Annotated in this window: 14 protein-coding genes; 8 read left to right on the forward strand and 6 right to left on the reverse strand. The window is 49.8% G+C overall.

Annotated features, from left to right (window positions below):
• Positions 1-2 precede the first annotated feature (2 nt).
• The 7 genes from AT746_RS09670 (at position 3) to ttcA (ending at position 6,461) form a co-directional block, all read left to right on the forward strand.
• Positions 3-2,381 carry a heavy metal translocating P-type ATPase gene (locus AT746_RS09670; RefSeq protein ID WP_062479748.1) on the forward strand — a complete coding sequence of 793 codons (2,379 nt, stop codon included), beginning with the start codon at positions 3-5 and terminating at the stop codon, positions 2,379-2,381.
• The gene (gene ccoS / locus AT746_RS09675; protein WP_062479750.1) at positions 2,378-2,557 is read left to right on the forward strand and encodes a cbb3-type cytochrome oxidase assembly protein CcoS; all 180 of its coding nucleotides are present in this window, start codon (positions 2,378-2,380) and stop codon (positions 2,555-2,557) included. The genes AT746_RS09670 and ccoS overlap by 4 nt, the downstream gene beginning before the upstream one ends.
• Complete coding sequence (locus tag AT746_RS09680) at positions 2,547-3,233, forward strand: sulfite exporter TauE/SafE family protein (RefSeq protein ID WP_062479752.1); 687 nt, start codon at positions 2,547-2,549, stop codon at positions 3,231-3,233. Before ccoS ends, AT746_RS09680 begins: the two co-directional genes overlap by 11 nt.
• An 84-nt stretch (positions 3,234-3,317) precedes the next feature.
• Positions 3,318-4,049, forward strand: coding sequence for a fumarate/nitrate reduction transcriptional regulator Fnr (gene fnr, locus AT746_RS09685; RefSeq protein WP_062479755.1), 732 nt, complete (start codon positions 3,318-3,320; stop codon positions 4,047-4,049).
• Positions 4,050-4,169: 120 nt separating this feature from the next.
• Positions 4,170-5,102, forward strand: coding sequence for a universal stress protein UspE (gene uspE, locus AT746_RS09690; RefSeq protein WP_062479757.1), 933 nt, complete (start codon positions 4,170-4,172; stop codon positions 5,100-5,102).
• An 11-nt stretch (positions 5,103-5,113) separates the two neighbouring features.
• Entirely contained in the window at positions 5,114-5,455 is a 342-nt protein-coding gene (locus AT746_RS09695) for a DUF4112 domain-containing protein (RefSeq protein WP_197414355.1), read from the forward strand.
• Between the two features lie 94 nt (positions 5,456-5,549).
• Positions 5,550-6,461, forward strand: a complete 912-nt coding sequence (gene ttcA, locus AT746_RS09700) for a tRNA 2-thiocytidine(32) synthetase TtcA (protein WP_156413664.1) — start codon at positions 5,550-5,552, stop codon at positions 6,459-6,461.
• Between the two features lie 15 nt (positions 6,462-6,476).
• On the opposite strand, the gene AT746_RS09705 is transcribed toward ttcA, so the two are convergent.
• The 6 genes from AT746_RS09705 to AT746_RS09730 form a co-directional block, all read right to left on the reverse strand.
• Complete coding sequence (locus tag AT746_RS09705) at positions 6,477-7,133, reverse strand: DUF2987 domain-containing protein (RefSeq protein ID WP_062479759.1); 657 nt, start codon at positions 7,131-7,133, stop codon at positions 6,477-6,479.
• On the reverse strand, positions 7,130-7,933 hold the full coding sequence (locus tag AT746_RS09710) for a glucosaminidase domain-containing protein (RefSeq protein WP_231731055.1): 804 nt from the start codon (positions 7,931-7,933) through the stop codon (positions 7,130-7,132). The genes AT746_RS09705 and AT746_RS09710 overlap by 4 nt, the downstream gene beginning before the upstream one ends.
• Positions 7,908-8,651 (reverse strand): hypothetical protein, encoded by a 744-nt coding sequence (locus tag AT746_RS09715; protein ID WP_062479764.1) that lies wholly within the window; start codon positions 8,649-8,651, stop codon positions 7,908-7,910. Before AT746_RS09715 ends, AT746_RS09710 begins: the two co-directional genes overlap by 26 nt.
• A gap of 75 nt (positions 8,652-8,726) precedes the next feature.
• Positions 8,727-9,380, reverse strand: a complete 654-nt coding sequence (locus AT746_RS09720; RefSeq protein ID WP_062479765.1) for a LysE family translocator — start codon at positions 9,378-9,380, stop codon at positions 8,727-8,729.
• Complete coding sequence (gene cobB, locus AT746_RS09725) at positions 9,370-10,083, reverse strand: Sir2 family NAD+-dependent deacetylase (protein WP_062479767.1); 714 nt, start codon at positions 10,081-10,083, stop codon at positions 9,370-9,372. Before cobB ends, AT746_RS09720 begins: the two co-directional genes overlap by 11 nt.
• A gap of 2 nt (positions 10,084-10,085) precedes the next feature.
• On the reverse strand, positions 10,086-11,117 hold the full coding sequence (locus AT746_RS09730) for a LacI family DNA-binding transcriptional regulator (RefSeq protein WP_062479769.1): 1,032 nt from the start codon (positions 11,115-11,117) through the stop codon (positions 10,086-10,088).
• Positions 11,118-11,388: 271 nt separating this feature from the next.
• Here AT746_RS09730 and AT746_RS09735 point away from each other — a divergent pair, with 271 nt between their 5' ends.
• Positions 11,389-14,358, forward strand: a complete 2,970-nt coding sequence (locus AT746_RS09735; protein WP_062479771.1) for a TonB-dependent receptor — start codon at positions 11,389-11,391, stop codon at positions 14,356-14,358.

Here is a 14,358-nt window from a genome sequence, read left to right on the forward strand (position 1 = left end):
GCGTGCATTGTTATCATTGTCATCAGGACGTTATTGAGCCTAACCGCTATATTGCTGAGGTGCTCGGGGAAAAAAGGCAGATGTGCTGCCCCGGTTGCCAGGCGGTGGCACAAGCTATCGTTGCCAATGGCCTGGACGATTATTATAAGTTTCGTACTGAACCGGCGAATAAAGCTGACGACAGTGCACTGGAACAGACGCTGAATAAACTCAGGCTGTATGATCAGCCGGAATTACAGGAAGAGTTCGTCACCACTGACGACAAACTCAGTGTCATCCAGCTTAGTATCGAGGGAATAAGTTGTGCGGCTTGCGCCTGGCTGATTGAAAAGAAGCTAAGTGTGTTAGCCGGAGTCGCTCAGGTGGGCGTCAATGCCAGTGCCAGACGGGCCCTTGTGCGCTGGGATCCGGCCAGGATTAACTTAAGCGATATTCTTGCTGCGATTGAGAAAATCGGGTATCACGCCCTGCCCTTTCAGCCACAGCAACATGAAGAGCAATTTAAACGTACCAGTCAGTCATTCCTCAAGCGAATGGGCCTGGCCGGGATAATGACCATGCAGGTTATGATGATTGCCTTTGCCTTGTATTTTGGGCTGTTTGGTAATCTTGATGACGATATTCGTCAGTTCCTGCACTGGGTCAGCCTGCTGCTGACCCTTCCGGTGGTGTTGATTTCCGGTGCCGGCTTCTACAGAGGCGCAATAAGAGCCCTGAAAGCCGCTACGGTAAATATGGATGTGCCCATCTCCATTGCTATCTGGGCGCTGTTTATTGCCAGTGCCAAAGCCACTGTACTGGAACAGGGGGAAGTGTTCTTTGAATCGGTGTGCATGTTTATCTTCTTGTTATTGATCAGCCGTTATCTTGAGCACCGATCCCGTCACCAGGCGGCGTTAATCTCCGCCAATATGAGCCAGTATGTTCCGGTTACCGCGCGCTTACTGAGCGAGGGAAAGACAACTGATTGTCTGGCCAAGATCCTCAAGGCCGGCCAGGTGGTGCTGGTGCGAAGTGGTGAAACCATTCCTGTGGATGGTGTTGTCACTCAGGGTAAAAGCTACGTGGATGAGTCCATGTTAACGGGAGAGTTTTCACCTGTGGTCAAACAAGCCGGGGATAAAGTCTATGGCGGCACCATTAATCAGCACAGCAGCCTGACACTGGAGGTGTCCCGGCCCCTTAAAGAAGCACTGGTGAATCAGATCCTGCGCTTGCAGGATCAGGCGCTGCTGAGTAAACCAGCCATTTCGCAGCTGGCCGACAAAGTAGCGCGCTATTTTGTGATGGCGGTGCTGTTAATAGCCGCCCTCACCTGGGGCTTCTGGACCTGGGTCGGAAATCCTGATGCATTCTGGATTACAGCCGCTGTGTTAGTGGCGACCTGTCCATGCGCTCTTGGGCTCGCTACCCCATCTGCCCTGACCTGTGCCATGGCCAGTCTGAACCGGCACGGATTATTGTTAAAGCGGGCGGATCTGCTTGAGACCATCACCAATATCAAGGTGCTGGCTTTTGATAAAACAGGCACCCTCACCCAGGGCCGTTTTAGTCTCAGTGCTGTGCACAATTTATCTGCTCACCCACAACAACATATTCTGTCTGTTGTCTGTGCAATAGAGCAACATTCTGAGCATCCTATCGCCCGGGCATTTGATGCCCCGACAACGGAACAGGTCAGTGATGTGGAAGTCAGGCCGGGATACGGCCTGTGCGCAACGGTTAACGGCACAGGCTACCGATTGGGGAGTGCCAGACTGATACGTAACAAGGTACCTGAAGATCTGCAGGGTTGTAATGTATTTCTGGAAAACGGAAACCAATTGCTGGCGGCCTTTACGGTGACAGACAGCCTCAGAGAGGATGCAACAGAGACGCTCAATCGGCTTAGTTCTTATGAGCGGGTTATTATCAGCGGTGATGCCGAAGAAAACGTACGCAGGATAGCCAATGAACTGACTATCGATGAGTATTATGCCCAGTGCTCTCCAGAGCAGAAGCTGCAGAAATTGCAGGCATTGCAGAAACAGGGTAAGTCGGTGATGATGATCGGAGACGGTATCAATGATACGCCGGTGATGGCTGCCGCCGATGTCTCCGTCGCCGTTGGTGGAGCCACAGATCTGGCTAAGAATGCAGCCGATATTATTCTGGTTACACCGAGTCTGGCCCTGCTGCCGGAGCTCTTTGCTATGGCCAGACTCACACGGCGCAAAATCATCCAGAATATGTGCTGGGCCTTAGGTTACAATATGGCGGTGTTGCCCCTGGCAGTGGCAGGCTATCTTACTCCCTGGATGGGGGTCATCGGCATGTCCCTGAGCTCGATACTGGTGGTAGCTAACTCTGTGCGATTATTAAATAAAGGGCCGCGTTCGTGAGCATTCTCTATATCCTGATCCCCATAGCTATCCTGCTGGTCACCCTGGCCGTGGTGGTATTTTTCTGGGCGGTTAAATCCGGCCAATTTGAAGATCTCGAACGTCACGGTACTAGCATTCTGTTTGATGAGGACAAACCAGAAGCCGATAAGGATAACAACCAAAATGAACGCTGAGTCGCTGTGGCTGGCGGCCTTGCTGATTGGCATGGCCGGCAGTGTTCATTGTGTGGCCATGTGTGGCGGTATCGTTGGTGCCCTGACCTTCTCCATTCCTGTACAAAAGTCTGCCCTGCCCTACATGTTGAGCTACCATGCCGGGCGAATCTTTAGTTACAGCATCGCCGGTGCAGTGACTGGCAGTTTGGGGGCGATATTCTCTCACCAGGTGAGTCATGGCCTGGTGGTACTGAATCTGTTCGGTGGCCTTTTTCTTATTGCGTTGGGACTCTATATCGGTGACTGGTGGAGGGGGCTGGCGATCCTTGAAAGGCTTGGTGGCAAAATCTGGAAACCGCTGGTGCCGCTGTCAAAAAAGTTTCTGCCTTTTAAGCATCCACTGGCAGCCCTGCCCTATGGCATTATCTGGGGCTGGCTACCCTGTGGCCTGGTGTATTCAACCTTATCCTGGAGCCTGGCCAGCGGCAGCGCATTCAACGGTGCGATGGTGATGGCCCTGTTCGGGCTGGGCACCCTGCCGGCGCTGATCAGTCTCGGCGTGGTCAGCCATAAGCTTAAGCCCTTACTGAGCCACAGGCTGACTAAAAAAATCATTGCCCTGTGCCTGCTGGGTTTTGGCCTGTATATGTTGTTGAACCAATTTGCGGGGCAAATTGAGACATACGTGCGATAAGACCTTAGTCTGCTGGTGAACAGTATCAAGTTAATGCTAAGCTGATACAGGAATAGTTTATTTATTGAGAGCTTTAGTCGCCTTATGAATCAGCATCGCGAATGTGCCATCAGTTGCCAGAATTGTAGTATCAGCCAGCTCTGTCTGCCGTTTACCCTGAACAGTAGTGAGCTGGACAAACTGGATAATATAATTCAGCGCAAACGGCCTTTTCAGAAAAATGACAAATTATTTCAGTCCGGTGATCCTCTGGGAAGTTTATTTGCGGTACGTTCAGGCTCGTTTAAGAGCTACGCCCTTGCCAGTGACGGAGAGGAACAGATAACGGCCTTCCATCTGCCCGGCGATATTATTGGTTTTGATTCAATCAACAACAAGGTTCACAAGACAGCCGCACAGGCATTGGAAACCTCAATGGTGTGTGAGATCCCGTTTCAGACTCTTGAGCAGTTGTCCGGCGATCTGCCACGACTGAGACAGCAGGTCATGCGAATGATGAGTAACGAAATTCAGTCGGATCAGGACATGTTGTTACTGCTGAACAAACGCACGGCCCATCAGCGACTGGCCTATTTCCTGACACAACTGGCAAATCGCTACCATCAGCGTGGATTCTCTGCCACTCAGTTCAGGCTCAGTATGACCCGGGCTGAGATTGGTAACTATCTGGGACTGACAGTAGAAACCATCAGTCGACTGCTTACCCGCTTTCAGAAGCTGGGTATGATCCAGGTGGATGGTAAGTTTATTACGCTGTTAAAGCCGGAATTACTTAAAGAAGCATTAGAAAGTCCGGTATTAGCTGGTAAAGATTAGCAGGCAGGGTTACTAAACCTTGATCTGAAACAAAAATGACTCCGTTTTTTACCTGATAGATTGGAAAAAAAGTTAGATTGTACATAGGCTTATAACATCTTTACTGAAAAGGGACAGAAGATGGTCAATTACAAGAAACTGTTGGTTGTTATCGATCCGACGACGGAAAAACAAAAAGCGCTGAATCGGGCCCTGTTAATCGCACAAAAGACCGGTGCCAGTATTACGGCCTTTCTGTCTATCTATGATTTTTCCTACGAAATGACCACCATGTTATCGGTTGATGAGCGTGAAACCATGCGCCAGGCCGTGGTGGATGACAGAACTGAATGGCTGACGGAACTGGTCAACGCTCAGGTAAAAGACAAGGATATCGCCATTGATGCCAAGGTGGTCTGGCATAACCGCCCTTATGAGAGCATCATCTATGAGGTGATCGACAACCATTATGATTTGGTTGTTAAGGGCACTCATGAGCATGGTGGCCTGAAATCGGTCATTTTCACGCCTACTGACTGGCATCTGATGCGTAAAGCACCTGTACCTGTATTGTTAGTTAAAGAACATGACTGGCCCGAACAAGGTAACATTCTTGCTGCGGTCAATGTGGGCACAGAGGATAAGGATCACCAGTCACTGAACCAGCAGGTGACCCATACAGCCCTGGCGTTTGCCCGAACCCTCAAGGGCCAGGTTAATCTGGTTAATTCCTACCCCGGTACGCCGGTAAATATTGCCGTAGAGATCCCTGAGTTTGATCCTTCCGATTTTAATGAATCGGTGAAAAAGCATCATATCGAGTCTATGCAGACATTTGCCAGCACCCACGGCGTGGCAGATGAACACTGTTTCGTCAAAGAAGGTCTGCCGGAAGACGTGATCCCTTCCATTGCCAAAAAGATCGATGCTGAGCTTGTGGTGCTTGGCACTGTTGGCCGTCATGGTATTTCTGCGGCGCTGATTGGCAACACTGCCGAGCATGTTATTGATGCACTGGATTGCGATGTATTGACCCTGAAACCGGAAGGCTTTATCAGTCCGATGCAAAAATAAGGGCTCTGTCATTGGCGCAGAAGGCATATCCTGCTGAGCTGAAAGCGGCGCAATACTGGGCCGAGCTGACAGACAGCAGGTTTTCAATTTTAGGTATTCGCTTCGGACTGGACTCGCTGGTTGGGCTGGTACCTTTTTTGGGTGATGCAATTATGCTATTGCCTGCACTGAGAATATTCTGGCTGGGCAGACAATTGGGCGTACCCTTTAGTATGCAGACACGTATGCTGTTCAATATTCTCCTCGATCTGCTTATAGGCTCAGTGCCTGTTATCGGTGATCTGTTCGACCTGCTGTTTAAGGCCAATCAGGCAAACTTCCGGTTGATAGAAAGCTGGTGGCAACAACAGTAGCACCAATCCGCATAGATAATTGCCCAGCAGCCGAATAGCTCCCTCAGGTTTATTTCGTTATAATCGCCGCCTGATTTTTACCGGGCAGATACTGATGGAATTATCCGGGCTGACAGCCAAACAAAAATACGGCTTTAACAAGCTGCAAAAGCGCCTGCGCAGGGGTGTGGGTAAGGCTATTGAAGATTTTAATATGATCGAAGATGGCGACCGCATTATGGTCTGCCTGTCAGGAGGCAAAGACAGTTACACGCTGCTTGATATTTTGTTGTATCTGCAACGCATTGCACCGGTCAAATTTGAGCTGATTGCGGTCAATCTGGATCAGAAACAGCCCGGTTTTCCTGCCCACGTACTGCCCGAATATCTGAGCCAGCTTGGCGTTAACTATAAGATAGTGACCGAAGATACCTACTCCATCGTCAAAGACAAGATCCCGGAAGGTAAAACCACCTGTTCGTTGTGCTCCAGACTGCGTCGCGGCATTTTATATCGTACGGCGACAGAGCTCAGGGCAACGAAGATTGCTCTTGGTCACCATCGTGACGATATGCTCGAAACCCTGCTGCTGAATATGTTTTATGGTGGCAAGCTCAAATCCATGCCGCCAAAACTGGTCAGTGATGATGGCAAACAAATGGTCATCCGGCCGTTGGCCTATTGTGCTGAAAAGGACATAGATCGTTATTCACAGCACATGCAGTTTCCTATCATCCCCTGTAATCTGTGTGGCTCACAGGAGAATCTGCAACGTAAAGTCATCAAGCAGATGTTACAGCAGTGGGATAAACAGTACCCCGGCAGGATTGAAAATATGGCCAGAGCACTGCAAAGCGTGACGCCTTCACACCTGGCAGATAACAGACTGTTTGATTTTGCGGGTCTGCAGACACAGGACAGCCCCTTTGCCGATGGCGATATTGCTTTTGATCAGCCTGAACCGATGGTGACGGATTCTTCAGCTTCTGATATGGCTCCCGCAGTGCAGGTGATTAATCTGAGTTAAGTCAGATTTCATCTGTTATTCAACCCAGGCCACAATACGCATGGGTTTGGCCGGCAACTGCAGTTCTGCCTCATTCTGTTGCTCCAACCATTGATTGCTCAGGCGCAACTGATTGTCGCTGATATCCGGCAGTGCTATCCCACCATCGATTTTAGCTTGTTGCGCCGGTTGCTGAGCAAAGTGAATGATCAGACCCCGCACCTCTGGCATCAGAAACGACATAAAGCCACCCATTTGGTCGAAGAATGCCATGTACTGACGCTGCAATGACTGCAATTCGTGCAACGGGTAATCAGATTTAAGATGTTCTGCTGTGGTTTCCAGTTGCACCGACATATCACAATCATCGGCCATATCATCCAGTTCAATATTGACTACCGCCCTGGCCAATTTCAGTGCCTGCTCAGATGGCACAGTAAAGCGGTTTTCGGGAGTTACCTTCAGGGCGATATTCTGTTTCTGGGTATGGATAAATGCCTCATTGATGTTACAGAGCCGCTTTTGTTGCCGGTGCGCAAAGCCAAAGGCGAATTGCAGCGCAGGCATAGTTTCAGCATCCAGCTTTCGCGTATGACTGTACAGGCTGCCATAATCAAGTTCGAGTGTATCTGCCTGTATCGGCATTGCACATAGCCAGCCAAGGGCGGTCAGGATGATAGCTTGCTTTATCATGCGCCAATATACTTGCGGTTAAATCTAATCATTTCCAGTAGCTCATCAATATAATCCTGGCCGCGTTCTGAGTAGCTCATGAGCCCCTGTGCCAGTGGCTCGGCAGCGATCTGCTGCTGATTATTGCGTAATGTGGCGCGAATACCCCGCAGCTCGCTATAGGCGTAATGGGTATTGATATTGCGCAGATAAGCACTGACTGCATGGGAAAGATCGCGGAATTTTGCCACTTCGTGAGCGGCATCATCGTCCCGGGCACTGGGAACAAAGCCACAACCGCGACGGAAGCACCACATGCCAAAAAAGTTATAGCCTTTGCGGGCAAATCGGGATGTTCCCCAGGCAGACTCATTGGCCGCCTGAGCCAGCACCAGCTCCAGCGGCACGATATCTACCCGGCGCAGCAAGCGACTGAAGTCCCTGCTATCACGCGGCGCCTCGTCCAGGCCGTATTTCCTGGCTATTTTAGCCAGCTTGCGCTTTTGCACTTTGCTCAGGCTTTCGTTACTGGCCACTTTCTGTTGCAGGGCCTGCAACAACGCGCGCTCCTTCAGGATAATCTGATTATGGTATTTCACCGCAGGGCGTAAATAGTCAAAAAAAGCCTGTTTCTTAGCCGGAATATTTTCAATATCCGCGAAATCCGGGATAGGATGAGACATTTCCTCCGGCACAGGCACGCCGTACTCGGGTTCCCGTTGTAAAAAAGGATAAATCAGCGCTACTAAAACGCAAACCAGAAACAGTATGCGAAGACCGATCTGAAGCGGGGTTTTACGCATAGAATATGGATTCTGCATTGTTTTCTCCCTTCTCAGGTTTAAAGCGTACGGCAATGCCGAAGATATCCCTGTATAGCACACCCTTAACATTGTAATACAGTGGGCCTACCCATATCAGGGCGATACCCAAAGTGGCAACCACCAACATAAAGAGCACCGCGAAGAGCAGATATAGCATGACAAATTGCGGCCATTTATGGCTGACAACCCGCACCGAAGTATATATGGCACGCCAGGGAGACAGCCCCTTTTCAACAATCAGTGGCAGCGTGAAACTGCAGGCTATCATCAGGTATAACCCTGGCACCACCAGCAGCATCAGCCCCAGATTGACCAACAGGCTGACCATCAGGGTTGCCAGCCCCAGCACCAGAGTCCGGGGAACGAAGTGAAACAGATGAGAGGGTCTGGATACACCGCCAATACTGTGATTGACGCCCATCATCAACAAGCCCGTAATCAATGGTGCAGTTATCAGGGTAATCAGCAGCTCCACATAAAACTGAATATTTGGATCCAGTATGTCGCCGCCCTGATTTTGGATCAGATTAAAACTGATCAGCACCACCAGCAATACCAACGCAAAAACCATCATCAGGGCCTGAACCAGTGACCATTTGGTGACCTGGGTGATGTTCCAGCCTTCTTTCAGTACTGCCTGCAAATCCACTATGAATTCCCCGTTAAGGGCCTTGCTCATGGTACCGCCTAACTCAAGTTTTTTGTTTTCCTGCACGCAACCTGTCCAATACTTTAAAGTGAATCATCTGACATTTTATCAGCTTTATCATGTGTGAAGACAGTAAAGATGTCAGCCTTCACCGGGGAAAATCAATCTCAGGGCCAGTGCAATCAACAGCACTCCCATCAGACGGTCAAACCAGTAGCCTTGTTGAGTGAGAAACTGTCTGATTCTGGGGGTACTGAGCAAAAAAGACAGGCTGACAAACCACAAAGCAGTGGCCAGTGCCAGATAGGCGCCATAGAAAAGCTTGATCTGTATCGGTGTCTGCGCCGAGATGGCTACGGCAAATAACGACAGAAAAAACAGCGTCGCCTTGGGGTTCAGTCCATTGGTTACAAAACCTACCACAAAGGCTTTCTTGTCCGACAATGCTGTCCCTTCTGCGCCCTTTTGATTTACGCCTGGTTCGGCCTGTTGAAGGCGACTTCTCAGCGCCATAATGCCGAGGTAACCCAGATAGATGGCGGCCAGATAGCTCAGCGCAGTAAATAACCAGGGCGTGGTTTGGATCAGCAGGCCAATCCCCAGCATGGAATAGGCAACATGCAGCAGGATTGCCGTACCAACACCAAGGCTGGTGACAATAGCCGCCCGACGACCAAAGCGAATACTGTGGCGAACCACAATGGCAAAGTCTGGTCCCGGACTGGCCACCGCGAGCAGATGGACACTGGCTATGGTGATAAATTCCAGCCAGTATGGATGAAAGTCAGCCAACATCAGCGCCTCCCAATAACCTGTTGATAAAATCTGGCACGACTTCGGTTGCTTTTCCGTAAAAACCCTGCTCAAAGGTGCCACCGGTTTTCTCAAGATTCAGTTCAACGGTGTGAGCACCACATTCAGCGGCAAGTGCCGCAAAACCGGCCGCAGGGTAAACCTGTCCGGATGTCCCTATGGCGATAAACAGATCTGCCTGGCAAAGAGCCTGTTGGATTCTGTCCATCTGCAGAGGGATCTCACCGAACCAGACAATATTCGGGCGCATTGGCGCAGGTGGCTGACAGCAGTCACACCGATTACTGGCATCCAGATCAGTGACGATCTCTGTTACTTCTCCTGAACGCAGACATCTGGCTTGCCTGAGCTGGCCATGCATGGGAATAATATTACGGGTGCCTGCACGCTGATGCAGATCATCGACATTCTGTGTCACCAGTAAAAACTCCCCCGAACAGGCTTTTTCCAGTTCGGCCAGTGCCAGGTGGGCGGGATTGGGCTGAATTGCCGGTTCGGCTAGTTGCGCACGCCGGTCATTGTAAAACCGGTAAACCCGTTCAGGATTAGATTCAAAAGCCTCCGGCGTGGCCACTTCCTCCACCCGATGCTGCTCCCACAGGCCATTATTGTCTCTGAAGGTTCTCAGCCCGGACTCTGCTGAAATACCGGCCCCGGTTAATACCACAATACTATCCGAAAGCATTTTCACTGCTGTATTCTCTGGGTCGATTCTCTGACCACCAAATCCGGTTCAAAATGCTGGTGTTGAATGGTCTTACCCTTACCGGTGCGTTGCGCAACGATCTGACTGATTAATAATTCAGCAGCTTTTCTGGCGATGATATTAGTTGGCTGCGCTGCGGTTGTGAGCTTGGGCCATGTCTGGCGCGAAAAGGGACTGTCCTCAAATCCGGCAATGGACAACTGCTCTGGCACAGCAACATTCATCAATCTCGATGCGAACAAGGCTCCGGCGGCGATTTCATCGTTACAGGCAAAGATAGCACTGGGAGGTGAATCCAGGCTCAGTAACTGTTTGGCGCCTTTGACCCCGGTTTCAAAGGAGTATTGGCCTTCATAGAGATAATCGGCGTCGATCTTAAGACCCGCATTCTTTAAAGCTTCACAGTAACCATTGTACCGTTCGCCGGTTGATCTGTGGCCTTTATCACCACTGATAAAGGCAATGTTCTTATGGCCCAGATCGATTAAATGTTCAGTGATGTGTAAGGCGGCTTCATGGTCATGCACAAATATACAGGGTGTGGATTCGGGCTTTTTTCCTGAGCCGGAAATGATACGTACAAACTGAAGATCCATCTCTGCCAATGCTTCGAGTACTTCCGGCATTTCAGATAATGGTGGTGAAATCACCAGACCCGCTAACTGAGATTTGGTTACCATGTTCTTTAGCTCATCGCAGATATTCGGGGAGCTCGATTTGCAGGGATGGATCACCAGCTCGTATCCCCTCTCTTTGCACTCGCCCAGAATGCCGTTTTGCATGTCAATAACATAGTAGGCATTGGGGTTATCATAGACATAGCCAATGGTATAGGAACGTGTGCCAGCCAGATTTCTGGCCGCCAGATTGGGCTCATAATTGAGTTCACGTATGGCCTGATTGACTTTCTCAATGGTATCAGCCCTTACGGAAGCTTCTTTATTGATCACTCTGGAAACGGTTTTTATCGACACGCCGGCCAGTTGTGCAACATCCTTAATGGTTGATTTCATTTAATTTCCCGGCAGATGTATATTTTTGGTAGTAAACATGATGAGCGGCCCAAATACCAGCCCTTTGTCTTGTAGCAATGGGTTAGGAGTCTTTTACCGCTGAGCATGTAAGTTTTTTGTAACACATAGGTTGCAGCCATGAAAATTATGTTGTAAGTTTATCTCTAATGACAACGCTGTCATCAACAGGGGCGGTGGTTGTCATTTTAAATAAGAGCGAATGACAACGCTGTCATCGCAACAACAAACAGCTTCATGAGAGGGCATCATCATGACACCAACCAAACTCAATAAAATCACCCAGGGCATTAGCCTGGCAATGATGGTGACTGCGACTGTGAGCTCGCATAACGCCATTGCACAGGATAACGAAGAAAATAACGCTCAGGGAAAAGACGTAGAAGTTATCCAGGTAAGGGGCCTGCGAGCTTCGACTAAGGCTGACTTAAACAATAAACGCTTTGCTGACGGTATTCTCGACAGTATTACTGCCGATGATATTGGTAAATTGCCGGATATTACTATTGCCGATACCTTGCAGCGGGTGCCGGGTATACAGATTAACCGCTCAGCCGGTGAAGGTTCTGGCGTCAACATCCGCGGCGTTGGTTCAGTTGGCACCTTACTTAACGGTGAACAGTTTCTGAGCGCCGGCTCTATTACCACCTTGCAACCCAACTTCTCGGATATTCCCTCTGCGCTGGTCAGTGGAATTGATGTTCATAAATCCCCTACTTCCGATATTTTAGCGGGCGGTATTTCAGGTACATTAGACCTGAAAACCATCAGACCCTTCTCTCTGGATGAAGGTCTGACTTTTGCCAGTTCTGCGGAAGTGTCCCGTGGTAATTACACAGGGGAGACTGACCCTAAGATCACAGGCTTTGTTGGTTATAATACCGACCGCTTCGCCGTATCAACTTCTGTTTCATGGGACAGGGTCAATCTGGCTAATTATCGCCTGGGTACACCTAATATTGGTTGGTCCGGAGCCCAAACTGAAGGCAACGCCTGGGATGGCATCGGTGAAGACAGAACAGGAGATGGCGATCAGAATGATGCGCTGGTGACTTTTATCGGTTACGGAAACATGAACCGGAATACCGAACGTGAGCGTCTGGGTATTACCACTACGATGCAGGCACAATTAACTGACACCGTAGAAATGATCGCAGATGTTTTTTATACCGACATGGACGATGCCGACCGCTCTATTGGTCTGGTGGCAGACAACGCCTGGGGAGATTTTGGCTGGGAACAGCATGGTGATGATCTGACCAAGCGCGGCGTAATTGCCGATGGCATACTTGCCGGCTCAGACTTATATACCGCAAACACTGGTGTGCTGAATGCACCACGTATCGCCTCCACCTCAGAAAGTCGCACCAATGATCGCGACTCGTTAAACATGAACCTGGAGTTCAACTTTGACAATGGCGGCGCTTTTAACGGTTCTGTACGTTATATCCATGGCGAAGGTCAGCGCGAGACTACCCACAACATCGCTCAGTCTTTCCTGACCGATGGCGCTAGTCAAAGCCTGTTCCGAAACGATGGTACCGGTGAAATCCCGGTTCATCCTGAGGGGGTATCTGGCCGGGTTCCGGTTATACGCGACTTCAGTGGTAAGCATCCACAACTGACTTACCCATCAGATCTGGGTCAGAGCATGGAAGATTACGCCATAATCTCCACGTATTCAGAAGAGAACTACTACGAAGAAGCCACGTTGGATGTCTTGCGTGCCGACGGTACCTATCGTCTGGAATCCTCAGATTTAACCACCATCGAATTTGGCCTGCGTAAAGGTCGTCGTGACGTAAACCGTGAAACCTATGTATTGCTTGCCCCCATTTCACAGGACGGACTGAGTACAGACGTAATGTGGAAAGATCAGGGGGAAGTCGCCAATGACACCAATGGCGATGGCGAATTCAGTCGTGCTGGTGGCGATAAGACAATTGGTTATGACAATTATCTGAATTTTGCCAACCTCCCCTCATCCTGGGTTATACAGTCGGATGATTTCGGACCGGCCAACATAGGCAACTTCTACTTTATTGATCCTGAGATAATGGACGATCATATCGGCTTCCAGGACGCACTTTACCCGGGTAACTTTAAGCACAATGATCCCAATCAGTCGTACAATGTTCTGGAAACCAGTAAGTCAGCTTATCTGAACTTTAAACTGGATGGTGAACTGGGCAGCATGCCCTATAAAGCCAATGTTGGTGTACAGTACATCAAAACAGACCTGACCGTGACCCAGAACCTGCTCGGTGACGTCGTATGTCGGGCGTGTCCGGCCAGTGTGGTCGAGTCTGCTGGGGAAGTAGTGACTGAGAAGTCCTATACTGACACCCTTCCAGCACTGAACCTTCGCCTTAACCTGACTGATGACCTGATTGCCAGAGCCAGTTACGGTAAAACCATGAACCGTCTGGATACCCGCAATCTGGGTGGTGGTATGACGGTCAGCACGACTATTAACCAGGGTGAGGTGTCTGATGTGCCTGTTGGTGAGCGCTATGCGGTGGAAGCTAACCGGACCGGTAACCCTAACCTGGAGCCGACTCGCGCTACCAATCATGACCTGACTCTTGAGTGGTATTTCTCTGATACCGGTTTGCTCAGTGTGGCATGGTTTAAAATGGATATTGAGTCGAACCTGACCACAGACGTTACCACCGAGTTCGTGCCGGATGCAGACGGTGTTGAGCGTCGTCAGGTTCAGGTCCGCGGTCCTGTTAATGGAGATGGCGGTACGATCAAAGGCTATGAGTTTTCCTATCAGCAAGGCTTTGACTTCCTGCCAGGCTTCTGGAGTGGCTTTGGTGCTGGTCTGAACTATACCTATGCGCCGAGCACCTCTGATACGCGGGATTTTGAAGGCAACAAGCTGCCGCTGAATGACAACTCAGAGAACTCCGGCAACGCAGTGTTGTGGTATGAAAAAGGGCCTTTACAGGTGCGTCTGGCAGCCAATTATCGTTCCGAGCGCTTTGTTGAACAGAATGGTCGTAACTTTGGCGGTGGCGGACTCGCTTTGTATGCTAAGGGAACAACCTATCTGGATATGTCAGCCAGTTATGATATTAATGAAAATATCAGTGTCTACTTCTCTGGCAGTAATCTGACTGAAGAGTTCGAAGATATGTACTACCAGTGGGAAGACTTCACTATTGCTCAGGATATTTATGAACGACGCCTGACCATGGGAGTCCGCGGTCGCTGGTAA

It is taken from the genome of Lacimicrobium alkaliphilum (genome assembly GCF_001466725.1).
GTDB lineage: Bacteria > Pseudomonadota > Gammaproteobacteria > Enterobacterales > Alteromonadaceae > Lacimicrobium > Lacimicrobium alkaliphilum_B.